Annotated in this window: 23 protein-coding genes; 8 read left to right on the top strand and 15 right to left on the bottom strand. The window is 75.8% G+C overall.

The genetic code is table 11. The features are described from left to right. Window positions 1–19 precede the first annotated feature (19 nt). Window positions 20–958, bottom strand: coding sequence for a MerR family transcriptional regulator (locus C593_RS0121190; RefSeq protein WP_018849320.1), 939 nt, complete (start codon window positions 956–958; stop codon window positions 20–22). Between the two features lie 113 nt (window positions 959–1,071). Here C593_RS0121190 and C593_RS0121185 point away from each other — a divergent pair, with 113 nt between their 5' ends. Further along, window positions 1,072–2,730 (top strand): alpha/beta fold hydrolase, encoded by a 1,659-nt coding sequence (locus tag C593_RS0121185; protein WP_018849319.1) that lies wholly within the window; start codon window positions 1,072–1,074, stop codon window positions 2,728–2,730. Window positions 2,731–3,207: 477 nt separating this feature from the next. Here the strand turns inward: C593_RS0121185 and C593_RS0121180 are convergent, their stop codons facing one another. From C593_RS0121180 to C593_RS33415, 3 genes are all read right to left on the bottom strand, one after another. After that, window positions 3,208–4,317: a hypothetical protein gene (locus C593_RS0121180; RefSeq protein ID WP_018849318.1), complete on the bottom strand. Its 1,110-nt coding sequence runs from the start codon at window positions 4,315–4,317 to the stop codon at window positions 3,208–3,210. 131 nt (window positions 4,318–4,448) lie between these two features. Next, on the bottom strand, window positions 4,449–5,444 hold the full coding sequence (locus C593_RS0121175) for a DUF3048 domain-containing protein (RefSeq protein WP_018849317.1): 996 nt from the start codon (window positions 5,442–5,444) through the stop codon (window positions 4,449–4,451). 260 nt (window positions 5,445–5,704) lie between these two features. Then, window positions 5,705–5,863: a hypothetical protein gene (locus C593_RS33415; protein WP_018849316.1), complete on the bottom strand. Its 159-nt coding sequence runs from the start codon at window positions 5,861–5,863 to the stop codon at window positions 5,705–5,707. 246 nt (window positions 5,864–6,109) lie between these two features. Between C593_RS33415 and C593_RS0121165 the strand changes: the two genes are divergently transcribed. Next, window positions 6,110–6,568: a hypothetical protein gene (locus tag C593_RS0121165; protein WP_158686865.1), complete on the top strand. Its 459-nt coding sequence runs from the start codon at window positions 6,110–6,112 to the stop codon at window positions 6,566–6,568. Window positions 6,569–6,775: 207 nt separating this feature from the next. Next, a complete protein-coding gene (locus tag C593_RS0121160; protein WP_018849314.1) occupies window positions 6,776–7,588 on the top strand; it encodes an SAM-dependent methyltransferase in 813 nt (270 codons plus the stop codon). Between the two features lie 132 nt (window positions 7,589–7,720). Here C593_RS0121160 and C593_RS0121155 read toward each other — a convergent pair whose 3' ends face one another. Both C593_RS0121155 and C593_RS0121150 read right to left on the bottom strand, forming a co-directional pair. Continuing rightward, window positions 7,721–8,626 carry a Scr1 family TA system antitoxin-like transcriptional regulator gene (locus C593_RS0121155; protein WP_018849313.1) on the bottom strand — a complete coding sequence of 302 codons (906 nt, stop codon included), beginning with the start codon at window positions 8,624–8,626 and terminating at the stop codon, window positions 7,721–7,723. 92 nt (window positions 8,627–8,718) lie between these two features. Next, window positions 8,719–8,952 (bottom strand): DUF397 domain-containing protein, encoded by a 234-nt coding sequence (locus C593_RS0121150; RefSeq protein WP_026277912.1) that lies wholly within the window; start codon window positions 8,950–8,952, stop codon window positions 8,719–8,721. A gap of 276 nt (window positions 8,953–9,228) precedes the next feature. On the opposite strand from C593_RS0121150, the gene C593_RS0121145 reads away from it, so the two are divergent. After that, window positions 9,229–9,666 (top strand): ATP-binding protein, encoded by a 438-nt coding sequence (locus tag C593_RS0121145; protein ID WP_018849311.1) that lies wholly within the window; start codon window positions 9,229–9,231, stop codon window positions 9,664–9,666. Window positions 9,667–9,787: 121 nt separating this feature from the next. On the opposite strand, the gene C593_RS33070 is transcribed toward C593_RS0121145, so the two are convergent. After that, a complete protein-coding gene (locus C593_RS33070) occupies window positions 9,788–10,330 on the bottom strand; it encodes a CAP domain-containing protein (protein ID WP_018849310.1) in 543 nt (180 codons plus the stop codon). 340 nt (window positions 10,331–10,670) lie between these two features. On the opposite strand from C593_RS33070, the gene C593_RS0121135 reads away from it, so the two are divergent. Further along, window positions 10,671–11,405 (top strand): class E sortase, encoded by a 735-nt coding sequence (locus C593_RS0121135; protein WP_018849309.1) that lies wholly within the window; start codon window positions 10,671–10,673, stop codon window positions 11,403–11,405. 31 nt (window positions 11,406–11,436) lie between these two features. Here C593_RS0121135 and C593_RS30115 read toward each other — a convergent pair whose 3' ends face one another. The 5 genes from C593_RS30115 to C593_RS0121110 all read right to left on the bottom strand — a co-directional run bounded on the left by C593_RS30115 (window position 11,437) and on the right by C593_RS0121110 (window position 17,511). Beyond that, window positions 11,437–12,009, bottom strand: a complete 573-nt coding sequence (locus tag C593_RS30115; protein ID WP_486591161.1) for a VanZ family protein — start codon at window positions 12,007–12,009, stop codon at window positions 11,437–11,439. Window positions 12,010–12,140: 131 nt separating this feature from the next. Next, window positions 12,141–12,869: an SDR family oxidoreductase gene (locus C593_RS0121125; RefSeq protein WP_018849307.1), complete on the bottom strand. Its 729-nt coding sequence runs from the start codon at window positions 12,867–12,869 to the stop codon at window positions 12,141–12,143. 85 nt (window positions 12,870–12,954) lie between these two features. Then, window positions 12,955–15,234, bottom strand: a complete 2,280-nt coding sequence (locus C593_RS0121120; protein WP_018849306.1) for an MMPL family transporter — start codon at window positions 15,232–15,234, stop codon at window positions 12,955–12,957. A gap of 234 nt (window positions 15,235–15,468) precedes the next feature. Further along, window positions 15,469–15,684 (bottom strand): hypothetical protein, encoded by a 216-nt coding sequence (locus C593_RS0121115; protein WP_018849305.1) that lies wholly within the window; start codon window positions 15,682–15,684, stop codon window positions 15,469–15,471. 324 nt (window positions 15,685–16,008) lie between these two features. Next, window positions 16,009–17,511 (bottom strand): hypothetical protein, encoded by a 1,503-nt coding sequence (locus C593_RS0121110; RefSeq protein WP_018849304.1) that lies wholly within the window; start codon window positions 17,509–17,511, stop codon window positions 16,009–16,011. On the opposite strand from C593_RS0121110, the gene C593_RS0121105 reads away from it, so the two are divergent. Continuing rightward, window positions 17,510–19,324 (top strand): FAD-dependent monooxygenase, encoded by a 1,815-nt coding sequence (locus C593_RS0121105; protein WP_078521724.1) that lies wholly within the window; start codon window positions 17,510–17,512, stop codon window positions 19,322–19,324. The two genes, C593_RS0121110 and C593_RS0121105, sit on opposite strands and share 2 nt — an antisense overlap. 83 nt (window positions 19,325–19,407) lie before the next feature. On the opposite strand, the gene C593_RS0121100 is transcribed toward C593_RS0121105, so the two are convergent. Next, complete coding sequence (locus tag C593_RS0121100) at window positions 19,408–20,553, bottom strand: trypsin-like serine protease (RefSeq protein WP_018849302.1); 1,146 nt, start codon at window positions 20,551–20,553, stop codon at window positions 19,408–19,410. 302 nt (window positions 20,554–20,855) lie between these two features. Between C593_RS0121100 and C593_RS0121095 the strand changes: the two genes are divergently transcribed. Beyond that, window positions 20,856–22,538, top strand: coding sequence for a serine/threonine-protein kinase (locus C593_RS0121095; protein ID WP_018849301.1), 1,683 nt, complete (start codon window positions 20,856–20,858; stop codon window positions 22,536–22,538). Beyond that, complete coding sequence (locus C593_RS30110; protein ID WP_020610369.1) at window positions 22,535–23,377, top strand: hypothetical protein; 843 nt, start codon at window positions 22,535–22,537, stop codon at window positions 23,375–23,377. The genes C593_RS0121095 and C593_RS30110 overlap by 4 nt, the downstream gene beginning before the upstream one ends. A 95-nt stretch (window positions 23,378–23,472) precedes the next feature. Here C593_RS30110 and C593_RS0121085 read toward each other — a convergent pair whose 3' ends face one another. Then, window positions 23,473–24,348 carry a MurR/RpiR family transcriptional regulator gene (locus C593_RS0121085; protein WP_018849300.1) on the bottom strand — a complete coding sequence of 292 codons (876 nt, stop codon included), beginning with the start codon at window positions 24,346–24,348 and terminating at the stop codon, window positions 23,473–23,475. A gap of 125 nt (window positions 24,349–24,473) precedes the next feature. Then, window positions 24,474–25,790 carry a Type 1 glutamine amidotransferase-like domain-containing protein gene (locus C593_RS0121080; RefSeq protein ID WP_018849299.1) on the bottom strand — a complete coding sequence of 439 codons (1,317 nt, stop codon included), beginning with the start codon at window positions 25,788–25,790 and terminating at the stop codon, window positions 24,474–24,476. Window positions 25,791–25,921 lie beyond the last annotated feature (131 nt).

Here is a 25,921-nt window from a genome sequence, read left to right as displayed (position 1 = left end):
CTCACCCGGAGAGGCGGACTCACGCCGCGGGCGTGGGCTCCGTGTCCGACGTCAGGGCCGCGTACAGCCAGTCGTGGGCGGCTCCCGGGGTCGGCGTCGTCGGACCGAAGAGGACCGCCGCGTCCTGCCAGTACCTGTCGATCCGGGGATCGGCGGCGAGCCGGTCGCCGAGCAGCCGGCGGAACGCCGGGGTGTCCCGGGTGCCGCACGCCGCCGCGTGGACGGCGACGAAGGAGTCCAGCGCCTCGCCCGGACCGGGGTCGCGGCGCGCCAGCACCTGGGCGGACGCGAGGGCGAACGCCTCCGGCAGGCCCTCGTAGAGGACGGTGGGACGGTAGCCCGTGCCGCTGCGGTGGGCGGCCGGCCGGCAGGGCGTCCCGTCGCCGGGGCACGGGCCGGAGACCAGCGCGTGCAGCCGGGCGAAGGCGAGCACCTCGGCGGGCGCGGGGTCGGCGGGAGGCTGCGGCACCGCGTGCTCGACGACGGCCGCGACGACGCGGGCGGGCAGTCGCGGGGGCAGCCAGCGCCGCCAGAAGCGGACGAGGGACGCCGTACCGGGTGGCGTGCCCACCGCGCCGATCAGCCGCAGCCGCTCGGCCCGTTCCCCCGGCGGGCAGTCGTGGACGAGCCGCAGGGCGGCCTCCCGCCAGCGCAGGGCCGCCAGTTGGGAGCCGACCTCGCGCAACTGCCCGGCGACGGCGCTCTCCACGGCGCTCCCGAGCCCGTCCGCCTCGCTGTCGAGTACGCGGCGCACCTCGGCGACGGGCAGGCCCAGGGTGCGCAGGGAGCGGATCAGCCCGATCCGTTCCAGCGCACCGGGGCCGTAGCGCCGGTGGCCCCCGGCGCTACGGCCGGCCTCGGGCAGCAGTCCGCGGTCGGAGTAGAAGCGGACGGTCTTCACGGTGGCCCCCGCGCGTGCGGCGAGTTCACCGATGCTCCAGGTGCCGTCGGGTGACACGAGGCGGACCTCCCTCGGGGTTGAACCTCCCTCAGGGGGAGTTCCTACCGTACCGGCGACGGCGGCCGGACTTCCGGGGGCGGCCGCGCGACCGCACTCACGAGGAGACCTTCATGACGGCATCCGTTCCGGCACCCGCCACGGCCTCCGCGCCGGATCCGGCGCCGGACTCCACACCCGTCTTCGTCCTGGTCGCCGACGCGCACACCGGCGGCTGGGTCTGGGAGGAGGTGGCCGGCCACCTGCGGAGACTGGGCGCCGAGGCGCACCCGGTGACCCTCACGGGCATGGGCGACCCGCTGCGTCCGGCCGGTCCCGGTACGGATCTGGAGACCCATGTCGCGGACGTGGTGCGGGTGATCGACTCCATCGACACCGTCGACGCCGCGAAGGCGCCCCGGGCGGTCCTCGTCGGGCACGGCTACGGCATCCACCCGGTGCTGGGCGCGGCGGACCGGCGGCCGGAGCGGGTCGCCAGGATCGTGCACCTGGACGCGGGCCTGCCCGGGGACGGTGACGCGCCGCTGCTTCTGGTGCCCGACGAGGAGCTGCGCGAGCGGCTGTCGGGGGCCGGTGCGGGCGGGCCGGGCGGCGCGGGCGGGTGGCTGGTGCCGCCGCCCGCGCCCGGGGAGTGGCACCGGTGGGGCAGCACCGACGGCGTGCCCCGCAAGGCCCTGGCCCGGCTCTCCGCCCTCGCCGCCCCGCAGCCGTCGGGCACCCTGACGCAGCCGCTGGGCCTCACCGGAGCGGCGCCCGCGCTCCCGTCCACCGGAGTCCTGTGCACCGCGAACGGGTCGGACATCGCGCTGGTCGAGATGGCGGTGGGGCTCGGCGACCCGCGTCTGCAGGCCCTCACGGACCCCCGGGTGACCTTCTTCGAACTCCCCACGGGGCACTGGCCGATGCTCTCCGCGCCCGAGGAGCTGGCCGGGGTCCTGGTGCGGGCGGCCCGGGGAGAGGGCCACCGGATCACGGGCGCCGCGGCGCAGCCGCCGGCCCATCTGCGTCCGTTCGTCCTCGACCCGCCGCACTGCCGCCGCGAGCGGTCGGGCCCGGTCGACCTCTATCTGCCCGAGGGCCTGCCCGGGCACCTGCCCGGCCGTCCGGACGAGGGCGGGGCGCTCGCGGACGGTGCTCCCAGGGGCGGGCCGCGCCCGGCGGTGCTTCTCGTCCACGGCGGTCCGGTGCCCGCCGGGGCCCGCCCCACGCCCCGGGACTGGCCGGCCTTCGTCGGCTACGGCCGCCATCTGGCGGAGCTCGGCGTGATCGCCGCGACCCTCGACCACCGGCTGCACGACGTCGGGGAGTACGGACGGGCGGCCGAGGACGTGGCCGCGGCGGCCGACGCCGTGCGCGCCGACCCGCGGGTGGACGGGGACCGGGTGGCGCTGTGGTTCTTCTCCGGCGGCGGGCTGCTGTCGGCGGAGTGGCTGGCCGCCCCGCCGCCATGGCTGCGGTGCGTGGCGGCGACCTGTCCGGTGCTCGCGCCCCTGCCGGGCTGGGGGCTGCGCCCCGGGCGGTTCCGTCCGGTGGATGCGCTGCGGACGGCGGGCCGGCTGCCGGTCGTCCTCACCCGGGTGGGCCGCGAACACCCCGGGATCGCCGCGACGGTGGCGGAGTTCACGGACGCGGCCCGGGAGCGCGGCGCGGCGGTCGAGCTGATCGACGTGCCCGAGGGCCACCACGGCTTCGAGACGGTCGACCACACGGAGGAGGCGCGGAAGGCGGTACGGGCGGCGGCGGCCTCGGTGGTGGGCCATCTGCGTGCCTGACCCGGCGGGCCGGGCGGGCGCCGGACGGGCGCCCGGTGGGCGGGCACTGGAGTGACGGCCGCCCGCCCGGCGGGCGTGGCTCGCGCCCGCACCCACCCCCGTTCCCAGGGTCTGCGGGGCAGCCGCCAGGGCGGAGAGGGCGAGATGGCACGAGGCGGGGCAGCGGACCCACGGACGGCACGGCAGCGGCCGGCGCCGGCGGGGCGCCGGGCGGGCCCCGGCGCGGCGGAGGAGAGGCCGTTCGCGGCGCGGGCACCGGCAGGTCACCCTCCCCTCGGGCGGGCTCAGCACGCCGGCCGGTCTGGCGCTCCCGCCCGGGGCGACTACCCCCGGCCGGGGTTCCCGGGGCAGTGAGCAGCGGCCCAGGGCAGAACCGCGTGAGCGGCGGGGCGGGGCAGAACCGCGTGAGCAGCGGCCCAGGGCAGAACCGCGTCGGCGGCCGGGCGGGCCCGGTCGGCGGCGGCCGGGCCCGGTCCGTCACCAGCCGCCGTCGGCGACCGGTTTGCCGGGGGCGGGGGCGTCGCCCAGGGGGTGGATCTGGTGGGCGCCGGGGGCCTGCCAGGGGGTGTGGTCCTCGCCGAGCCACTCCCCGGCCGGCTTGACCTGCCCCAGGGCGTCCGCCGGGGCCAGGTCGGCGGCGTCGTCGTCCTCGTACGTGAACCAGGGCAGCCCGGCGCGGGTGTAGGCGGCCCGGTCGACGGGGGACGGCGGAGGCTCCTCGCCCGTGATGGCGCGCCACTGCGGCGGGGTGACCAGGTGGACGAAGACCCGGGCGGCCGGACGGTCGTCCCAGTCCGAGAGCGGGCGGGTGTCCGCGTAGACCTCCTGGCGCATCGTGCCGCCGGCCCCGAGTCCCATCGCGGGCGCGGCGACCGGGGCGGGCGGCCCCCCGGCGCGGGGCATGGCGTCCGCGCCGAAGGCGGCGGGCACGGCGCCGTAGCCGCCGGACGGCGCGGGCGGGGCGCCGTAGCCGCCGGGCGGGGCGACGGCGGCCCGCCCGCGGCACAGCTCCTCCTCGCGGCGCAGGCGCTCCTCCGCCCGCCAAGCGGCGAGCGCCCGCCCACCCAGCGGGAAGCCCTGGAGCTGGACGCCGCCCCAGGTCTCCTCGCCGGTGACCTGGCCCTCCACGGTGGCGCCGAGGCCGAGCGGGACGGCGACGAACTGGCGCACGGTGCCCGTGCCGGAGTTGATGCCGTCCAGCCACGGCTGGCGCGGGGTGACGACGTAGTTCTGCGGGTCGCGGGCGAGTTCCCCGCTCCAGGGCTTGCCGGAGATCGCGCACACCTTACCGACGCCGACCTGGAGGGCGGTGGGCTCCCGGGTGCCGGCGAAGCTCAGCCACATGGCCTCGCGCAGGTACATGGGCAGGAACTCGCCGCCGCGCTCCCGCATCGCCGGGGGCACGGTGTCCGGGTGGTCCCCGACCCGCCGCAGCGGGAAGTCGCCGAGGCCCGGCGGCAGGGGGTGGGTGCCCGTCTCGGGCAGCCGGAGGGTCCTGATGAAGCGGACCGAGGGCCCCTCGCCCAGCAGCAGCGCCGTCCCGTCGATCCGTACCTGCCCCGCCGGTCCCGCCCGTTCCTTGCTCAACCGAACCCCCCGGGGTGCCTGTGCCTGCAGGTGCCTGTGCCCGTACATGTGCGCTCAGGTGCGCGCAGCGGTGCGATGTCCGGTATCACGCGCGGGCAGGCCGGACGGTTCCCCTCGCCACGCCCGGGCCGTCACGCCTCGCTGAGCACCACCCACACCTGCCCGGGCGCGAAGTCCAGCCGCTCGCCCGCCGCGTCGGTGAACACGGTGCCGTCCTCCGCCGCGGCGCGCTCCCAGCGGGCGTCGTACCCCTGCCCGTCGCGCAGGACCAGCGCCCGCCCGGAGCCGACCGTCTCGGGGTAGGGGGAGGCGTTGCCCCAGCGGTCGCCGAAGCGGGACGGGCGGACCTCGGTGTACTGCACGACCACGGTCGCGGGGGCGAGGCGGCCGTCGTCCGTCGTGGACGCCGGGGTGCCGTCCATGGCGACGTGCCAGCCCCGGTCGGCCTGGGACCAGGTGAACGCGTAGCGGGCGGAGGGGTAGCGCACGGTGTGCTCGCTGACGGGCCGCCCGCCCTCGGCCGGCGCCGGGCCGAAGCGGAAGCCGATGTCGGAGGCTGTGCCGACGTCCCCGGCGGCGGCGAGGGCTGCCTCGGGGCGCAGATAGAGGTTGTGCGGCGCGGGGCGGTCGCCGGAGCGGACGTAGGCGTCGGGGGCCCGGCCGGGCGGCAGGGCGGCCAGCGGCGCGGCCTCGATCAGGGGCAGCAGCGCGGTCTGGGCACCCGAGTAGGCGAGGGCGGGGCGGTCGAACTGGCGGAGCAGTTCGAGATCCGGCTCGCGGGCGCTGCGGACGGGGCCGATGCGGGGCGGGAGCTCGGTGGAGTAGACGGCGAGCAGTCGGGTCAGCCCCGCCTCCACGGGCTCGACATAGACGATGTCGGCGGCGCCGAGACCGGTGTGCGGGCGGGCCGGCCGGACATTGTCGATCTTCACGGCGAGGACGGGGCCGTTGCGGCCCGGGAGCCCGGTGAAATAGGAGGTGCGCGGGGCGGAGGTGGGGGGTGCGGTGGGCTCGGGCCGGGGTGCCGGGTCGGAGCAGGCGGCGAGGCCCACCAGGAGGGCGGCGGCCGACAGCAGGGCGGCGACCCTGCCGCCCCGTCCCTGCCGTCGTGCCCGCGATGTGTCCATAGGCCCCGTTCCCGTCACTCCAGTGGACCACGGGGACGGGCCGGGCGACAGCCGCCGGTGGCGGATACGCGCTGTCCCCGGCGTCGAAGGGCCGGGCAGGGTGTGTGCGTCGCAGCCATGGGGTGCGACGCCATGTGTGCGGGAGCCATGTGGTGAGGCTCGGGTGTGGGCGGGCCCTCGGTAGGGGCGCAGGCCATGGCGCGGAGTCCCGAGGGGCGGGCCCTGTAGGGCCGCGAGCCGTGTGGGGCGCGCGCGGGATGTCAGCGCAGGGCGCCGGCGCCCTGGAGCTCGAAGTCGAGGGTGCGGCTGACCTCGCGAAGGGTCTCCTCGGCCGTGCGGCGGACGTCCGCGGGAACGTCGCCACGCTCCTCGACGAGGCCGTCGTAGATCGGTGCGTCAGCCCTGTCTGCGGAGCTCACGATTCGTCCTTTCGTTCGGTTGCACGTGTCGGGCCACCGGCCCGGGGTCCGTGTCCCGCGTCGGAAGCAGGGGCGAGTGTACGGGGTCGGGACCCCGCTCCACCCCGCCGCCCCGGCCCCTGACCGGCTCCGGCGGCCCTTTCGGTATGCGCTCTTTGGGTGGGCGGGTGCGCCGTACGGGTACATATCCGGCCCCTGTGGCCCGAGTCGGGGTGACCGGGGACGGGCCCCGTCGTTGGGGCGGGCGTGAAAAGGATCACTTACTCCGCCGCCGTGTGCGCCCTCGCCGTGGGCCTCCTCGCCGCCGCCCCCGCCCAGGCGGGCCCGGTCGGCCCCGCCGAGGAGTGCGAGGGTCTCGGCCGGGCCACCGCCCTGCGCGTCGACGGCCGTGACGACCCGGGTCCGGTGACGCTGCGTGCCGGGCGGTCCACCGAGTTCGCGCTCGACTTCCGCCCGGCGCGCTCGCACGGCGCGACCCAGTTGCACCTGAAGGCGGAGGGCGGGTTCGGCGAGTACGCCATGACCCGGGGAGCGGTCGGCGCCGTCGAGGCCGGGCAGACGTACACGGTCCGTCAGCGGGTGACGCCGAGCGAGGCGCTCACCGGGCAGGACCTGCGGCTGCGGCTGCACGTCACGGGCGACGAGAACGTACGGGAGGCGTGCGTCACCCTGACCGTCCGGGTCGCGGCGGCCGACGCCCGCTGACGACACCCCGCTCCCCCGGCACTCCCCGGGTCCCGGCCGGCCCGGGCCGGGGCCGGGGCGCGTTCCGGAACGCGTCCCGGACAGATGCTGGCCGAAACATGTCCACCGGGCCCGGCCTTGCGCCGATCGTCTGTACCGGCGTTCCCCCGCTCCCTAGCATGTGGCACCCACTGCTACTGAAATTTCACGGACGCGGGTGAGGACTGGATGGGACGCGAGTCGTGGCGCCCGGACGCCATCGACACCAAGGTGCCCAGCGTGGCACGCATGTACGACTACTTCCTCGGGGGCGACGACAACTACCAGTCGGACCGGGAGGCTTGTGAGGAGCTGCTGAAGCAGGTCCCGAGCACCAAGGTCCTCGCCCTCAACAACCGGGGTTTCCTGCGGCGCGTGGTGCGCCTGCTGGCGACCGATTACGGGATACGCCAGTTCATCGACCACGGTTCCGGCCTGCCCACCCAGGACAACGTGCACCAGGTGGCCCAGGCCGTCGACCCCCGGTCCCGCGTCGTCTACGTGGACAACGACCCCATCGTCCTCGCCCACGGCCGCGCGCTGCTCGACGAGAACGACCGCACGACCGTCATCCAGGCCGACATGCGGGACACCGACGGCATCTTCGGCCACGAGGAGACCACACGTCTCATCGATTTCGACCAGCCGGTCGCGGCCCTGTTCGTCTCGGTGCTGCACTGCATCCCGGACGAGTCCGATCCCGGGGCCCTGGTCCGCCGGGTCGCCGAACGGCTGGCGCCGGGCAGCTTCCTGGTGGTCTGCCAGCTCGTCAGCGACCGCCCCGAGATCCGCTCCTTCGTCACGGACTTCATGGCCGAGGCGACCGGCGGCAACTGGGGACGGGTCCGCGAGGAGCACGAGGTGACGCGCTTCTTCGACGGGCTGGAGATCCTGGAGCCGGGGCTGGTGGAGGTCTCGACCTGGCGTCCGGACAACGACCTCGCGCCGGTGCAGCAGACGGACGAGTGGATCGAGTGGGGCGGCGTCGCCCGCCTGCCCTGAGCCCCACGTGGCGGACCCGGCGAACAAGGCCCGTCCAGGCCCGGATCACGGCCCGGTGGACACCGCGTCACGCGGCCACCGGGCCGTTGCCCGTGCCGTGCGCCCCGGGGCGTCGCTCGGCGGCCGGGAGGCTCAGCCGAGGGCGGCGAGCCGCTCGCGCAGCAGCCCTTCCGACTCCTTCGGGGTGAGCGCGCAGGCGCCGAGGCGGTCGAGCATGTCGCGGTACTGCTCGACGGTGGATGGTTTCTGCGTGAACGTACTGTCCGTCAGATGCTCGATGTACACGGCGTCCTTGAGGTCGCCGAGCGCGAAGCGCAGATAGCTGACGCCGGTGCCGACCCCGACGGCCGCGGTCACGTCCAGGGGAGCGATCTGGAGGGTGACCCGGGCCCGCCGCATCATGGCGAGCAGATGCTCCAGCTGCTCGCGCATCACCTGCGCACCGCCGACGGAGCGCATCAGCACCGACTCGTCCACGACGGCCCACAGCCGCGGCGCGTCCGGCTGGTCGAGGTGCCGCTGCCGCTCCTGGCGCAGGTCGACCCGCCGCTGGACGTCGTGCGGCAGCAGCCGTCCCGGCCCGGACTGGATCACCGCGCGGGTGTACGCCGGGATCTGGAGCAGCCCGGGGATGTAGAACGGCTCATAGGTACGGATGGTGGCCGCGGCGCCTTCGAGGGCGACCAGCGGCGTGAAGAAGTCGGACAGGACGTCGTTGAACGAGCGCCACCAGTCGGGCCGGCGGGACGCGTCGACCAGCCGCATGAACTCGGCCGCCTGCTCCTCGTCGTCCACGCCGTAGAGGTCCAGCAGGGCGAGGGCGTCGGAGGGCTTGCAGCCGTGGCGGCCCAGTTCGATGCGGCTGGTCTTCGACCGGGAGAAGCCGAGCTTGCCGTCCACGTCGGCGGGGTCGAGCCCGGCGGCCACGCGCAGTTCGCGCAGCTTTCCGCCCAGGATGAGCTTCAGGGCGGTCGGGTTGCCCTCGACCGCGCCCAGCGGCCGAACGAACAACGACGGGCTCGGATCGGCGGCGGTCATCGCACACTCCTGCGGAGACTCGGAGAAGGCGCCAGTATCCCAGCACAAGCCCCGCCGTACCAAGGGGCGGCGGGCCCCCGCAGGCAAGGGATTCAGCCAACCATGGTGTCGAAGTCGCCGTCGCGCGCCCCGGCGACGAACGCGGCGACCTCCTCCCGCGTATACACCAGCGCCGGCCCCTGCGGGTCGCGGGAGTTGCGGACGGCTATCCGGCCGTCCGGCAGCGCCGCGAGCTCCACGCAGTTCCCGGTGGCGTTGCTGTGACTGCTCTTGATCCACGTCGTGCCGGTGAGCGCTCCGGCCGGCATTCCGTTGACGAACTCCATGCCCATCAGCCCCTCGTCCCTCATAAGCCAGTTCCGGCGATCCTTCGGTGCAATCCCAGATGCAATTGCATCATGGGACACGGCTCGACAATACTCGTCCTGCGCCGGCTGTCGAACAGCGATTCCTGCAGGGAGACATGACCCGTGACGATTCATCTGCCGAACCGCCAGAGCGGGGGCCCCGTGCGAGGAGAGACGATTCGGCATGCCGGACCGGGCGTGAAGTCGCCCTCGGCGGGGCCGGGTTCGCTCTGCGCCCATGGCCCCGGGTGCGGCGTGGACGCCACGCTCACGGCCGGCGGCTTCGCCGCGTGCGGGCTCGACGGCGATCCTCGGAACGCGGGGCAGGCGCGGCGGTTCGTGGCGGTGACCCTGGACGGCTGGTCGCTGCCGGCACTCGCGGGCGACATGCAACTGCTCGTCACCGAGCTGGTCACCAACGCGGTGCGGCACGCGCTCGGCCCGGCGCCGGCGTACGGGGGTGACGACTATCCCGTGTGGCTGGGCCTGTTCCGGCACTCCGACCATGTGGTGTGCGCCGTCTCCGACCCGAGCCCCGAACCGCCCCGGCCCCGCGCCGCCGGGACATCGGCGACGGGCGGCCGCGGTCTCGCCCTGATCGGGGCGCTCAGCGACGCGTGGTCCTGGTGCCCGACGGCGCCGTACGGCAAGACGGTGTGGGCGTCCCTGCCCTTCCTGACACCCGCCCACTGAGCCCGGGCCGTTCGGGGCGGGCGAGCTGCTGGACTTCGCCTGGCGGTCGGCCGGCGAGGGTGCGCTCCTCATGGAGCTCCAGCGTCTGGAGCCGGCCTCCGCCCCGGCGGGGGGAGGCGTGTCAGCGGGGCACGGCGAAGTCCTGCACCCACCAGGGGCCCCCGGCGGCCAGGGAGACGGCCGCGCCGGTGTCCTTGAGGGCGCAGTCCTCGACCACCCTGCGGTGGGCCTCGCTCCTGGTCCAGTCGCGCACGACGGCGGCCGCGTCGGCCGGGCCGCGGTGGATGTTCTCGGCCGCCCGGCTCCAGGTGTACCCGGCGTCCCCGATCCGGTCGCCGACGTCCCGGCCGTCGGGGCCCCGGTGGGCGTAGTAGCGGTGGGCGGCCATGTCGTCGGCGTGGGCGCGGGCCGCCGCCCGCAGGCGTGCGTCGGTGCGCAGGGGGCCGCAGCCGGCGGTGCGGCGGTGGGCGTTGACCAGGTCGACCAGCCGCCGGGCCTGCTCGACGGCGGAGACGGCGGAAGAAGCCCGGTCCGGCGCGCGTTCCGGTGCCTGCCGCGGAGCGGGCGGCGGGCCATGGGTGTCCGACGGGGATGCGTCGCAGCCGGTGAGGAGGAGGGCGGCGGCCAGCAGGGCGGCGGTGCGGGTGGGCCGGGGGTGCGGCACGGGGGGGGCTCCCTCTCGGGCGGGTGGGCGCCTGGTCGTCCGCCACCGTAGGCGGCACGGTCGCGCGGGGTGGTCGGGACGCGCGGCCGCGGAGCGCGAGGGGCCCCGTCTGCCATGTGCGGTCGCGCGGGGTGGGGGGACGCGCGGCCGCGATGCGGGAGGGCCCCGTCTGCCGCGTGCGGGGGGACACCGGCCGGTTCGCCGTGCGTCCGGCCGGTGTCCGGGATGTCCGATACGATGGAACACCTGATCGATCCCCGTGCTCACGCGGGGAGCGGTATGCGTCCGGATCCCTTCGGGCGCGGGGTGCCGACCCCGTCCCCGGCCCCCGTCCGACGCCATGAACGCTCTGCGCACCCTCCCCGCGGCCCTGGCCGGTGTCTGCGCGCTCGCCCTCGCCGGCTGCGCGACCGCCGCGACGACCACGCCGGCCGGCGACGGGTCCGGCGGGGACCGCCCGCCGACCGCGACCGTCGCCGCCGCGGCACCCGCGTCCTCCGCCGCCGCGCCCACGACCGCACCCGCCGCCGTACGGCCCCAAGCGCCCGCGCCGCCCGCCGCCGACCCGCGGACCGAGCCCGCGCGGCTGTCCATTCCGGAGATCGGGCTGGAGGACCTGGAGGTCGTGCCGTACGAGGGGACGACGGACGACTGGCCCGGCACCCGCATCCAGAACCGGGGCCTGGGCGCCAGCCCGTACGGCCCCGAGGGCGGGGTGGGCCCCGGCGAGGTCGGGAACTACCTGGTCACCGCGCACCGGCTCTCCGCGGGCGGACCGTTGCGCGACCTGCCGGCGCTCGCCGAGGGCGATGTGGTGCGGGTGGCTTTCGGTGGCCGGGTGTACGAGTACGAGATCACCGGGACCCGGCAGACGTCCTTCCGCTCCGAGCGGTCCCTCGCCGAGCAGCGTGCCGCCGTGCCGGGCGAGCCGGGCGCGAAGCCCACCAAGGCGATGATCACGATCTCGACCTGTGCCACCCCGGAGGACGACGCGGCGGGCAACTTCTGGCGGGACGACCGGGGCAACCCGGAGCACCGGATCGACAAGATCGGCGTCCTGCGCGCCACCCGCTGAACCGCCCCGCCACCACGCCCGCCCCGGAGGATCAGGCGGTGGGCGCTTCCTTGCGCGCGGCCGCGTCGCGGCGGTTCCACCAGTGCCTGCGGCGCGGGTGGACGGCCCGGCCGAGCCGGCGGCCCAGCAGCAGGTAACCGAGCAGTGCGCCGGTGCTGTTGAGGATGACGTCGTCGATGTCGAAGGCGCGGCCGGTGACGAGGGACCCCTGGATCAGCTCCACCAGCACCATCACGGCGGCGGTGATCACCAGCACCCGCAGCAGTCCGCGCGCGACGGGCGCGAGCACCGGCAGGAGGACGCCGAAGGGCACGCCCAGCAGGATGTTCCCCCCGAGCTGCTTCACCGTGTCCTGGAAGGCGGGGCTCTCCAGGTAGGCGCGGATCGAGGAGCCCGGTTCGAGGTTGTTGTGGGTCAGGGGTTCGGAGGCGGCGGACGGTTCGAGGGTCAGCTTGGCGAGCACCACGCTGAACGCCACGGTCGCGAGGAACGCGAACATCATGGCGATCACCCGCACCCAGGGCGCCGCGGGCGCTCCCGGTGCCGCGGGTGGCGGTGCGCCCGCGTCCTTTCCGTCCGTCCTGTCCGTCACTCTGCGCGGCATCACGGCCCCACTTCCTTCTCGCTCCGGTCGGCGGTCACGGCAGGGAGGCGGTTACCCCCGGTGGTGGCGGGCATACCTGGGCCCGCGGGGCGCACACCGCACTCCGGGGGCGGGGACGGCGGGGCGGGGGCTCACATGCCGCCGGCGACGCGCAGCACGGCTCCCGTGGTGTAGGACGCGTCCGCCGAGAGCAGCCAGGACACGGCCCCGGCGACCTCGTGCGGTTGCCCGGACCGGCCCATGGGCACCAGGGCGGCGATCCTCGCGGGGCGCTCGGGGTCCTCGTGGAAGTCGGTCCAGATGGTGCCGGGGGCCACGCAGTTGACGCGGATGCCGTCAGCGGCGACCTCCTTGGCGAGGCCCACGGTCAGGGTGTCGACGGCGGCCTTGGTCGCCGCGTAGTGGACGTACTCGCCGGGGCTGCCGAGGGTGGCGGCGGAGGAGGAGATGTTGACGATCGCCCCGCCGCCGGCCGCCGTCATCTCCCGCACGGCACGCCGGGCGCAGAGGAGGTAGCCGAGGACGTTGACCTCCAGCACGCGCCGCATGGCGTCCGCGTCGGCGTCGGCGAGGCGGCCGTTGGGGCCGGGGACGCCGGCGTTGTTGACGAGTCCGGTGACGGTGCCGAGGCGGGCGGCCGCGTCGAAGAGGCGGTCGACGGAGGACTCGTCGGCGGTGTCGACGGGCACGGCGAGGGCGCGGCGGCCGGTGGCCTCGACGGCGGCGGCGACCTCGCGGGCGGCCGGCTCGTCGCTGCGGTAGCCGACGACCAGGTCGTGGCCGTCGGCGGCGAGGCGTTCGCAGATCGCGGCGCCGATGCCGCGGCTGCCGCCGGTGACGACGGTCAGATGCTGGGACACGGGGGCTCCGGGGTGCCGGGGGCGGTGATCGGGTGGCGCGCCTCGGAGTGTAGGCGCCGCCCGGACCACCGCCCCGGCGGGGAGGTCAGCCCGGGCGGGGGCCGGTGGCGGTCTGCTCGCCCTCGGGGTCGACGCGGGGCAGGACACGGTCCAGCCACCGGGGGATCCACCAGGCGGCCCGGCCCATCAGGGTCATGACGGCGGGGACGAGGAGGAGGCGGACCACGGTGGCGTCGATGAGGACGCTGGCGGCGAGGCCGAGGCCGAGCATCTTGACGACGATGTTGTCGCTGATGAGGAACGCCGCGAAGACGCTCACCATGATCAGGGCTGCGCAGGTGATGACCCGGGCGGTGATCTCCAGGGCGTGCGCGACGCTGGCGCGGGCGTCACCGGTGCGAATCCAGGCCTCGTGGACGCGGGAGAGCAGGAAGATCTCGTAGTCCATGCTGAGGCCGAAGACGATGGCGAACATCATCATCGGCACATAGCTCTCGATGGGCACGTCCCCGGAGACGCCGAGCGCCGGACCGCCCCAGCCCCACTGGAAGACGGCGACGACGACGCCGTAGGAGGCGGCGATCGAGAGGACGTTGAGGACGGCGGCCTTGACCGCGACGAGCAGACCGCGGAAGACGATCAGGATGACGAGGAAGGCGAGGCCGACGACGACCGCGATGATCAGCGGGAGCCGGGAGGAGACGATGTCCAGGAAGTCGACCTGGGCTGCGGTGGTTCCGGTGACATAGGTGCTCGCGTCGGTGCCGGAGACCGCCTGCGGCAGGACGTCGTCGGTGAGGTGGTTGACGAGGCGGGTGGTGGTCTCGTCCTGGGGCGCGGCGTCGGAGTAGGCGGTGGCGATGAGGACATCGCCGTCGGAGGTGGGCGTGAGCGGGGTGATGGTCTTCGCTCCGGGGACGTCCGTGAGGGCGTCCTGCACCTGGGAGGTGAGGGCGGAGCGGTCGGACGAGGGGACGTCGCTCTGGTCGACGACGAGGGTGAGGGGTCCGTTGGAGCCGGGGCCGAAGGCCGAGGACATCAGGTCGTAGGCGCGCCGGTCGGTGAACGACGTGGGGTCGGCGCCGTCGCCGATGTGGCCGAGCTGGATGGAGAACAGGGGGATGGCGAGGACCGCGAGGACGGCGACGCCCCCGCTCAGGAACCACCAGGGCCGCCGCTCCACGCGCTGTGCGTACCGGTGCCAGGTGCCCTGGACCTCCTCGCCGGGTTCGGCGTCGGTCTCGGCGACGGGTTTGCGCACGTGGTAGCGGTCGATGCGCCGTCCGATGATGCCGAGGAGGGCGGGGACCAGGGTGAGGGCGCCGAGGACGGCGGTGACCACGGTGACGGCGGCGGCCAGGCCGAGTTTGCCGATGAACGAGATCCCGGAGACCCACAGTCCGGACAGGGCGATGACGACGGTGCAGCCGGAGACGAGGACCGCGTGTCCGCTGGAGGCGGCGGCGATTCCGGCGGCGGTGTGCGGGTCCCGGCCGTTCATCAGGTTCTGGCGGTGGCGGGTGATCAGGAAGAGGGCGTAGTCGATGCCGACGCCGATCCCGATCATGGTGGCGAGGGTGGGTGAGACGGTGGCGAAGATGGTGGCCGCGGCGAGGAGGCCGAGCAGGCCGAGGCCGCCGACGACCGCGATCAGGGCGGTCACCAGGGGCAGTACGGCGGCGATCAGACTGCCGAAGCCGGCGAGGAGGACCAGGATCGCGACGCCGAAGCCGATGGCCTCGCTGGTGCGGTCGTTGGGCTGCGGGCGGGCGAGTTCGCCGAGGGAGCCGCCGTATTCGACGGTGACGCCCGCGGAGCGCAGGGGCTGGACGGCGTCGTCGACGCCGTCCAGGTAGGAGGCGCCGAGGGTGGAGGGCTGCTGGTCGAAGCGGACCGTGATGTAGGCGGTCTTCCCGTCCTGCGAGAGGGGGCCGACGTCGGTGGCCGGGGAGGACGGGGGCGGGCTGCCCGGCGGGGGCAGCGGGTTCTGGGCGGAGAGGACGTGCGGCAGCTTCTCCAGGTCGCTGACGGTCGTCGACATCTGGTCGGCGGTCCCGGTGAGCGAGCTCTTCGGGTCGTGCAGCACGATCTGGGCGCTGTAGCCGCCGGCGGAGGGCTCATGGGCCCTCAGGACGTCCAGCCCCTCCTGGGACTGGGTGCCGGGGAGGGCGAAGTTGTCCGAGTAGTCGCCGCCGTAGGCGCGGTCGAGGGCCTGGGCGCCGACGACGGCCGCGACCCAGAGGACCACGACGACCACGCCGTGCCGCGCGCACCATTCGCCGAGCCGGCGGAGCAGGCCCTTGCGGCCCGGGGCCGGGTCCCGGCCGGAGGGCGGGGTGGATGCGGGGGGCGCCTGCGCGGACATACGGCTCCCGGTGTGTGCGAGCCCCCGCGGGGGCTGGTGCGCATCGGCCCGCGGGCGTGCCGGACGGGCGGACGGGCGGACGGAGATGTCCTGCATTCAACGCGGGCGGCGGCGGGACGGCACGCCGGGGCGGAGAAACGGGTGACGCAGGGGCCCGCGAGGCGCCGCGGCCGGGCACGGAGGAGGGTGCGCACCCCGTGGGAGTGCGCACCCTCGGTGTTCCGTGGGCCCGGATCAGCTCCGGTGGCGGCCCTGCTCCTCGTCCAGCATCTGCTGGCGCGGCTCGCGCTCCTGACGGCCGCGCTCCTGACGGCCGCTCTCCTGCTGACCGCGCTCCTGCCGTCCGCGCTCCTGGGGCTGCCGGCCGGGCTCGCGCTCGTCGCCCATGCGCTTCTGGGCCTCGTTCTTGAGCTGCTCGGCCTTGTCCTGGAACTGGTCCTTGATACCCATCAGACTCTCCTTCGAGCTGGTTGGTGTGGGCGGGATCAGCCTTGCACGGGGGGACATTGGGCGCATGTCGGTTGAACACGGACAGTAAGTGTCAGGGGAAAACGGCTTGTCGGGGCCGTGATCGCCCGAAAGTCAGGGGCGCACGAGCGTTCTCGGAACCGTGTTCCGGCCCCAACTGCCGCCCGGACGTCTGCGGTCGGTGGTGAGCCGGCCGGGGCGCGCGCTGATTCGCGGCTGACGCTGCGGCGGTCGACTCGACGGCCGCGCGCCGCGCAGCCCGGTGCGGCGGGTCCCTCGCGGGGGCCGTGGCGGCGGACGGGTGGTTCAGGTGCCGGGGCCGAGTGCCGCGAGGCGGCGGCGGAGCAGGAGCAGGGCGGCGCCGTCCGGGCCGGGGACCTGCCGGCGCAGACGCAGGAGCGCCGGGGCCAGGCGGCGGGCCGCCGCGCCGTCGCGCACCTGCTCCCACTGGTGGTGGGCGCGGTCGACGGCGCCGGTGACATCGGGGGCACCGGGCGGCTCACCCCTTGTGAGCCGGGCCTCGGCCGCCTCCGCCCAGAGCGCGCAGCTGCCGGCGGGGTTCCCGGCGAGGCGCGCGAGGTCGGCGCGTACCTCCAGCCAGTGCAGGACTTCGGCGGTGCCCGGACCGTGAGTGCGCCGGGCCTCGCCCTCGTGGACGGCCGCGGCCGCGGCGGCCTCGCCGTGCCGCCCGGCCAGCGCGGCGGCGAGGATCGCGGCATGGGGGTCGGGGGCGGGGGCGCCCGGCGGGGCGTCGGGGGTGCTTCCGGCGGGGGCCGGCCGGGTGGGGGCGGTCGGCGCGGGTGCGGCTGATTCGGGCTCGGGCTCGGGCTCGACGGACGGTCCCGGTGGGGCCTCGGGGGCGGATGCGGGGGGCGGGGCGGCGGCGGGGGGCGGGAAGGGCGTGGGGGCGGAGGACGGCGCGAACAGGAGGCGGTCGGCGGGCTGTTCGGGGGCGCTCGCCGTGGCGGCCAGCTCGTGGAGTTCGTCCAGCGGCGGGCGGGCGCCGCTGCGCCAGATCGCGGCCATGGCCTTGAGATAGGCGGGTTCGGCGAGGCAGCGGCGCCCGGCGGCGCGGACCGCGCTGCCGTACAGCCGAACCGACGGCCCCAACGCCGCCCGCCCCTCGGCCAGTTCGGGCCAGGCGTCCGCGTCGGCGACGAGGTCCACGACCACGGTGGTGCTGCCCGGCCGCCGGGGCCCGAGCTCGCCCGCCAGCCAGTGCCAGGGCAGTGCCGTGTAGCGGACCGTCGCGGGGGTGGTGCGCGCCAGGGCGAAGTGCAGCAGTCGCTGCCTGCGGTCCATGTGGAGCTGCCCGGCCAGGTAGAGGACGAGCGGACCGGGCGCTGCCGCCGCCGCGCGGATACGGGTGAGCACGGCCTGGGGTTCCAGGGGGTCGGCGAGTTCCACCACGGTCGCCGCCGGCCCCGGCCTTTCCCGGTCGGTCCCGGCCGCACCCGCGCCGGCCATCACCGCCCCGGGCACGGCGGCGAGGGCGGGCAGTACGGACGCCGCGTCGATGAGCCGGGCCCGCCCCGCCGGTGCCGCCGTGAGCAGCAGCGCCGTGCCCGGTGCCGTGTTCCCGGCGGTGCCGTGTGCCGTGCCCCCTGCGGAGTGCTCCCCTGTGATCACCACAGCGGCACCGTATCGGACGCGGGGGAACGGACCGGTGGATCGGGGGCGGGGGCGCGGGTGGGTGAAACGGAACTCGGTGCTGCTGGGCCACGGCGTGCCGGGGCGGACCGCGGTGCCGGGGAAGTCCGGCCGCCCGTCCCCGGCGAAGTCGCCCGTCCGGCGGACGCGGGGGAGCATGGGAGTCGGGAACGCGGGGGTGGCTCTGCGAACGGGAGGCACCGTGGTGGACACCGATGTCCTGGTGGTCGGGGCCGGCCCGGTCGGTCTGACCGCGGCGCTGGAACTGCGGCGGCGCGGTGTCGCGTGCCGGGTGATCGACAAGCTGCCCGGCCGGCTGCCGTACGCCAAGGCCGTGGGCGTCCAGCCGAGGACCCTGGAGCTGTGGGACCGGGCGGGTGTGGTGCGGGACGCGCTGGAGGCCGCCACGCCGATGCGCGGGCAGCTCGCCTATGTGAACGGCGCCGAGGCGGGACGCGTCGAACTCGCCCTGCCGCCGGAGATCCCGTACGGCTTCGCCTGCCTCCCCCAGTACGAGACGGAACGTATCCTCACCGACCACCTGGAGCGCCGGGACACCCGGATCGAGCGGGGCACGGAGCTGGTCGGTTTCGAGCAGGACGAGGGCGGGGTGTGGTGCCGGCTCACCACCTCTTCGGGGGACGCGGAGGAGGTGCGCTGCCGGTTCCTGGTCGGCTGCGACGGAGCGCACAGCGCGGTCCGCAAGGGCCTCGGGCTGAGCTTCGGGGGCGGGGCGTTCCCCGAGGAGTACATGCTGGCGGACGTCGAGGCGGACTGGCGCCTGCCGCCCGGCTACGGCGTCCGCTCGATGCACCGCGGCCCGGACGGCGCGGTGGACGACCTGCTCGTCTGCATTCCGCTCCCCGGGCACGGGCGCTACCGCATGTCGATGCTGGTGCCGCCGGAGCTCTCCGCGGCCGCCAACGGCACGGCGGACACCGCCGGGCGGTCCGGGACCGCGGCGGGCGGCGCGCGGGGCGGTGAGAGTGTGGCGCACGGGCTGGAGGCAGCCCGGACCCCCGAGCTGGGCCACATCCAGGCGGTCGTCGACCGGCTGGCCCCCGAGCCCACCACCCTCTCCGCGCTGCGCTGGTCCTCCGTCTTCCGGATCAGCCACCGGATCGTGGACCGGTACGGCCGGGGGCGCGTCTTCGTCGCGGGCGACGCCGCCCACATCCATCCGCCGACCGGCGCCCAGGGCATGAACACCGGGATCCAGGACGCCGTCAACCTCGCCTGGAAGCTGGCCCTCGCGGTGTCGGGCGCGGCGCGGCCCGCGCTGCTGGAGAGCTATGACGCGGAGCGCCGGCCGGTCGGCGAGGAGGTCGTCGGCCGCACGGTGCGCCATGCGAGCGCGGGCGGTGTGCAGGCGGACCCCGGCGACCCGCGGACCCTGCTGCTGCGCGAGGCGCAGTTGCTCGTCGGATACCGGGACAGCCCGGTCGTCGGCCGGACGGGCCCGGCGGACGCGTCCGGGAACTCGGGCCCCGGCGCGGCGGACACGCCCGGACGGGCCGGGCTCGGTGCGGCGGACACCCCGTCGGAACCCGGCCCCGGCGCGCCGCCGGAGGCGGGCGACCGCGCGCCCGACTGCGGCGGCCTGATCGGGCTCGTCGCCGTCTATCCGGTGCGGTTGTTCGACCTGCTGCGGGACAGTTCGGAGCATGTGCTGGTGGTGTACGCGCCGGACCCGCAGTCGCTGGCGCGGTTCGCCGGGCCGGCCGCCGCGGCGGCCCGGCTGACGTACGGGCGTACGGGCACCCGCGCGGTGCTGGGCGCGGCCGAACCGCCGGTGGGTGACGCGGGGTTCCCGACCTGGGCGGACAGCCGGGGCGAGTTCCGCCGCGCGTACGGCGTCGACGGGCCGGCCGGGTTCCTGGTCCGGCCGGACGGGTACGTGGGGCTGCGCTTCGGGCCGGACGAAACGGCGGCGCTCACCGCGTATCTCTCGGGGATCCTGCGCACCACCTGAGGCGCCGGTCCGGCGAGCACGGCGGCTCGGGCGGACGCGCGTCCGCCCCCGGGGCGGCGTACGGCCCCGGGGGCGGAGACGGTTCACGCGGTGTGGAGCCGCAGGCCGTAGCGGTTCAGGATCTCGTTGACCGGCTGGTACCAGGTCTCGCCGCCGGAGGAGCAGTTGCCCCAGCCGCCGGAGGTGACGCCCTGGGCCTGGTCACCGCTGATGAACGACCCCCCGGAGTCCCCGCCCTGCGCGCAGACACTGGTCTTGGTCATCTGGTGCACCGCGCCCTGGCTGTAGTTGACGGTCTCGTTCTTGGCGAGCACGCGTCCGCAGTGCCAGCGGGTGGTGGAGCCGGAGCGGCAGACGGACGCGCCTACGGGCACCTCGTTGGAGCCCCGGACGAGCTGGTCGGGCACGGTGCCCCAGCCGAGGACGACCGGCACGGTCCACCAGCCGCTGCCGACGTTCACCCAGGCGTAGTCGTTGCCGGGGAAGGACGAGCCCTGGAAGTGGCCGATGTGGGAGCCGTCCCAGCCGCGCACGGCGGCGCCCACGCCACCGCAGTGCCCGGCGGTGACGAAGCCGCCGTGGACCGAGAAGCCGATCGAGCAGCGGACGTTGCCGGTGTAGTACGGGTCGCCGCCGACCGTGCCCGCGGCGAAGGTCTGCGGGGCCCGGTCGATCTCCTTCACGGTGACCGGGCCGGTCGCCCGGGCTCTGGCCAGGAAGGCGGAGACATCGTTGTCAGCCTTCTCGGAGGCGACCACGTGGACGACGACCTTGCCGGCCGCCGGGTCGACGTGCCAACTGCTCACGCCCCGGGGCGCGGAGAGCTTGTCGATCGCGGCCTTCGCGCGGTTCAGGGTGCGTTCGCTGTGCCGCACGAGGCGGGTGTCGGCGCCGGTCGCGCGGACGGCGGCGGCGGTGCGGGAGTCGGTGACGGCGACGGTCAGTTTTCCGCTGTCCGCGTCGAACCAGGATCCGCCGTAGCGGGCGCCGGCGACCTGCCGCGCCCTCTTCTCGACGGCGACGGCGGCGCGTTCGGCTGCGAGGCGTTCGACCGCCTGGCGTTCGGTGAGGCCGAGGTCGCGCTCCATGGCCTCGATCAGGCCGGTGGAGACGGAGGTGTCGGTGGCGGAGGGGGCGGCCGCGGCGGTGGCGGGGATCGCGACAGCGGCCCAGGTGCCGAGGACGAGGAGCGTGGACAGACCGGTGCGTACGGCAGTGGTGCGTCTCAAGGCGTCGACCTTTCGGATCGTTCCAGCACGGTGGGGGGTGGAACTGAGCGGACGCGGATCTGGATCTGGATCTGGGCCTGAGAGCGCTCTCAGGCAGCGCCCGGGGCGGAGCGTAGCGAAGAACGCGGGTCAGGTCCATGCCAATGGCGCGTCGGGTTCCGGACGGACGCATGGCCAAAAACGTGCGGAACACCGGGAACCGTGCGGGCCGCCGCCGGTGTCTGTGCCGTCGACGGTACGCGGACCGCGCCGTGCTCCGGTGGGGAGCGGGCGGGACGCGTCGGCCGGTTCGGGGGAACGCGATGGGCGTGTGGACGGTGCCGGGATACACGGAGTCCCGGGAGCTGGGCGCGGGCGGCGGCGGACGGGTCGTGCTCGCGGTGCACGACGCGACCGGGGTGCCGGTGGCGGTGAAGTACCTGGGCGAACGGCTGCGCGGGGACGGCGCGTTCGTCCGCGCCTTCCGGCGCGAGGCACAGCTCCTGGGCGCGCTGGACTCACCCTGCATCGTCCGGCTGCACGAGTACGTGGAGGCCCCGACCGGTGCCGCGATCGTGATGGAGCTGGTGGACGGCACGGCCCTGCGGGCGCTGCTCGCGCGGGAGGGGGCGACCGGCCCCGAGGCCGCGCTCACGGTGCTCAAGGGCTCCCTGCTGGGGCTGGCCGCGGCGCACGGGCAGGGTGTGGTGCACCGGGACTACAAGCCGGAGAACGTGCTGGTCGCCGCCGACGGTTCGTCGAAACTGGTGGACTTCGGCATCGCGGCCCGCGACGGTGCCACACCGGGCGCCGCCGGGACGCCCGCGTACATGGCACCCGAGCAGTGGCGGGGCGGGCCGGCCTCCCCGGCGGCGGACGTGTACGCGGCGACGGCGGTGTTCTACGAGTGCCTGACCGGCCACAAGCCCTACGACGGCGGGAACATGGCCGAGCTGGCCCTCCAGCACCTGGACGCGCCGGTGCCGGCCGAAAAGGCGCCCGAGCCGGTGCGCGCGCTCGTGCGGCGGGGGCTGGCGAAGGACCCCGGGGAGCGTCCGGCGGACGCGGCGGCCTTCGTGGCCGAGCTGGAGGCGGTGGCGGCGGGCGCGTACGGGGCGGACTGGGAGGAGCGCGGGCAGCGGCGGCTGGCGGCGCTGGCCGCCCTCGCACCGCTGCTGCTGCGGCCGGCCGGCAACGGCCCGGCGGTCGCCGACGACCGGGCGACGACCGCACTCGGGACCGGCGCGGCGCCCGGGGCCGGGACGGGCCCCGCGGCGTGGCTGACTCCCCCGCTGCGCCGGGCCCTTGCCGGGGTGGTCGCCCTCGCGGTCGCGGCGGTCCTGGCGCTGGCGGTGCGGGCGGACGAGGACGGCCGGGTCACCACGGCGCAGGTGGTGGCGACGACGAGCGCGGGCCCGGCAGGGCCGGAGGGCTTCGCGCCGCCCGTGAGCGCCTCCCCGGGGCCGTCCCCCACCGGGTCCGGGCCTTCGGCGGAAGCGTCCGCCGACGCCTCGGCGTCGCCGGACGTGCCGGGGACGCCGGAGACGGTGACGCCCGGCGTGTCTCCGGTGCCGACCGTGTCCGGTAGACCGACGGCTCCGGTACCGACGGCTCCGGTACCGGGCGGCCCGTCCGCCGAGCCGCCCGCCCCGGCTCCGCCGGCACCGTCGCCCGAGTCCGTGGCGGTCACCTCGGTCGCGGTGACGGGCTTCCGCCAGACAGGCCCCTGGGAGTCGGCCGCGACGGTCGAGGTCACGGCGGACGGGCCGGGCCCGGTGACCGTGGTCGTGGCCTGGTACACCGGCGACGCGGCGGACGGCCTCGGCGCACCGGACGGCACGGAGGTGTTCGAGCGCAGCGGCGCGACCCGGTACACGCTTGCGCTGACGCACACCGTCCAGGGCAAGGGCTGCCGTTGGGGCGTGCGGGCGTCCACCGAACCGGCCGCGGCGGGCGGGGCGGCGGAGCGGCAGCTCGTCGTCCGGAGGGGGTGTCAGGTCGGATGAGCGGACACGCCGGCGAGGACGCGACCGTGCGGGGGGCCGGGGCGGGCGGGACCGGGGCCGACGCTCCGGGCGACTTCCCGGTATCCCCCGCCTTTCCCGACTCCCCCGACTCCCCCGACTACAGTGCGACGGCGCTGGGCAGCCACTGGTTCGAGGGTCCGGAGCAGGCCCGGGGCCGGGTGACGCCGTCGGCACCGCCGCCGGCCGGCCCGGACGGCACCCTGGTCGCGCCCCGGCCGGCGGAGGCCCCGACGGCGCGTGGGGCCACCGGAGTTCCCGACGGAGTCCCGTACGAGGCCGTGCCGGACCGGGTGGAGGGCGAGGTGCTGCGCTTCGGCCCGGGGGTGACGGCCTCGGCGCGTCCGGTCGCGGGGCCCGCCACCGCCGCCGGGGTGTGGCACGGCACGCCGGCGGCCGGGACCGGCACCGGTCCGGAGCGCCGCTCCGGGCGCGGTCCGCGCCGCTATCTGCTCGCCGCCGGCGTCCTCGCCGCCGTGCTGGTGTTCCTCGCCTGGCAGCACTTCGGCCCGGGTGTGGCGGTCCGCTCCATCGAGGTGCGGGCCCCGGCCGAGGGGCCGCGCTGCGACGGCACCGCCGAGGTGGTGGGGACGGTACGCACCAACGGGCGCCCGGGCACCCTGCGCTACCGCTGGGTGCGGAGCGACGGCAGCTCCTCCGGACTGCTGCGCGAGCGGGTGGCCCGGGGGCAGGAGGAGGTCCGGCTGCGGCTGCTGTGGACCTTCCGGGGCCGGGGCGAGCACCCGGCCCGGGCCGAGCTGCGGATCGAGACGCCGGACCCGCGCGCGGCGTCCGCCCGTTTCACGTACAGGTGCGGTTAGCCGGACACCTCCCGGGCACGTGCTGTGCGGCAGCACCTCTCGCCCGGGCAGGCGCTGTGCGGCAGCGCTTCCCGCCGCCCGGGCCGTGCGGGTTCTCAGTACAGGCCGATACGGCCTGCGGTGTCCTCGGCGCGGCGCATGTGGGCGTGGGCGTCCTCGCCGAGGGCGGTGATCACCGCCGCGACGACCGTCTCGACGACGGCGAGGGTGGGCACGAGACTGTCGTACGGGGACGGTGCGTCGACGTGCGCCGGGAGGACCACGTCCGCGTGGGTGGTGACCGGGGAGAGCCAGGGGTCGGTGAACAGCACGACCTTGCCGCCGTGTTCCTGCACGAGCTGGGCGAGCGCGACCTTGTCCTGCTCGTACCGGCGGAAGTCGAAGACCACCAGGACGTCGCGGCGGCCGAGGGCGGCGAGGACGGCGGTGCGCTCGACCTCCCGGTCGGGCAGCAGGCGGACGTCGTCGCGGAGTTGCATCAGGTGCAGGCCGAGGTACTGGGCGAGGAGCTGGGTGAACCGCCCGCCGGTGAGGGTGATGCGGCGTTTGGAGTCGGTCAGCAGCCGGACGGCGTGGTCGAGGTCGTGCGGGGGGAGTTCGGCGAGCGTGCGGGAGACGCCGGAGGTGAAGGCGGCGCCGGTGCGCTCGGTGAGCGGGAGCTCCTCGCCCTCCTCGGCGGTGCGGGCACGCCCGTAGCCGGTGGCTTCGTACAGCGAGAGAGGGGAGGCGTTCCGCTCGTCGAGCTCCTCGCGCAACGCGGTCTGGAAACCGGGGAAGCCCCGGTAGCCGAGGCGGTGCGCGAAGCGGATGACGGTCGGTCCGCTGACGCCGGCCCGCTCGGCGAGGGTGGCGACCGTCTCGAAGCCGGCGGAGGGGTAGGCGGCGAGGAGAACACGGGCCACCTTGCGCTCGGCGGGGCTCAGGTCGCCGAGCTTGCTCCTGATTTCGTCGGCGAGTCCGCCAGAGGCCATGATCCGGTTCGTCCTTCCCAGGAGCGAGGGGGTGCGGTCCGATCCTATCGACGGGCCCGGGGCGTGCCGGGCGGCCGGTTCCCGCGGGCGGGAGCGCCGGTGGGCGGCCCCCGCCCGCGGGCTCCTCACGACGCGCCGGGGGTCCGGCGCGGGACGATGTCCACGCGCAGGCCGAGGAGGGTGCGGGCCGTGCGGTTGTCGTCGGTCCACGCCGCGAAGTCGCGGCCCTTGGTGAGGGTCACGTCGAAGCCGGGGTTCCTTTCGAACGTCGTGCCGGTGGCCCTGTGCTGGACGCGGCTCTGCGCGAGGGCGCGGGCGGTGCCGAGGAAGGAGTAAGGGCGGCCGTCCGGGTTGCGGACGGAGTAGAAGATGTCCGGGTTGGCGGGGACGGGCCCGGTGCCGCGCGGGCCGAGCGGCCGCTTGCCGCGGCCGGGGCTCACCCGGCGGGTGCGCGGGTCGTAGGCGTCGCCGTCGGTGAGGAAGCTGTAGCGGGCGCCGGTGAGGGTCCAGCCGTCGGACGTCTGCCGGGCCCGGGCGGTGGCCAGGTCGGCCAAGGTGAGGCCGTTCGTGCCGAGCACCCGCACCCGCTCGCGGGAGGTGCCGGGGCTGTCGACGATCAGTGCCGTGTCCTCCTCCAGCCCGTAGACCCGGTCGTGGCCCGTGTCGGAGGCCAGACGCAGGATGCGGCCCTCGCGGCCGTAGGAGCCGGTGTGGGTGTCCAGCAGGCCGGAGGCGAGGAAGCCGAAGCCGCCGCGCCGCCAGTACCCGAGCCTGGTGGCGTCGTCGAAGTAGCCGGCCGCGCTGCCGTCGCGCAGCCCCTCCCACGACTCACCGCCGGTGACCATGTCGGGGCCGGAGGCGATCTGGGCGCCGGCGCTGGAACCGGAGACCACGGCGCCCGCGGCGAGCTTGGCGCGGATCGTGGCGAGCACCCGTGAGTCGCGGTGGGCCGCGCCGCCGAGCAGGCAGGTGACGTAGCGGAACTGGTCGCCGCCGCCGAAGAAGAAGCCCGTCATCGATGCGGCCTGTGCGACGGTCCTGTCGTCGTCGGCGTTGGCGATGTGGTCGAGGTCGACGGGTATCCACTCGGCCGCGGCCGCCCCGTGCCGCAGGAACAGATCCGCGTAGTAGGCGCCGTTGAACTCGGAGTTCGACGCCCTGTCCGGGTCCCCGGCGTCCGGGTCCTGGGACTTGGGGACGGAGGCGGCGGTGATCACGCCGATGCGGGCACGCGCACCGCCGGCGCGGCGGATGATCTCGCCGTAGATCCTCTCGTTGTCGTCCGCGAGGGAGCCGCCAACGAGCACCAGGGAGCCGGCGCGGCGGGCCGTGCCGGTGCGGGTGGCGGCGGTGGCCGTCGCCGGGCGTGCGGCGAGGGCGCCGAGGACGAGGGCGGCGGCACCGGTGACGGCGGTGCGCCGGGTGGTGGGGCGGTGGTACATCGAGCCTCCTGCTTCGGGCGCGGACGATGGCGGGTGCGGACCCGGCCGGGCCGTGCGGCCGGGTCCGGCATACGGCGGGGGCCGGCCGTGTGGCGTCCCGGGCCGGGGGGCACGGGGGCGGGGTCCCGGGC

The sequence above is a fragment of the Streptomyces sp. CNT372 genome, assembly GCF_000377145.1.
The sequence above is the reverse complement of the archived record's forward strand: the minus strand, read 5'-3'. Positions and strand labels throughout refer to the sequence as shown.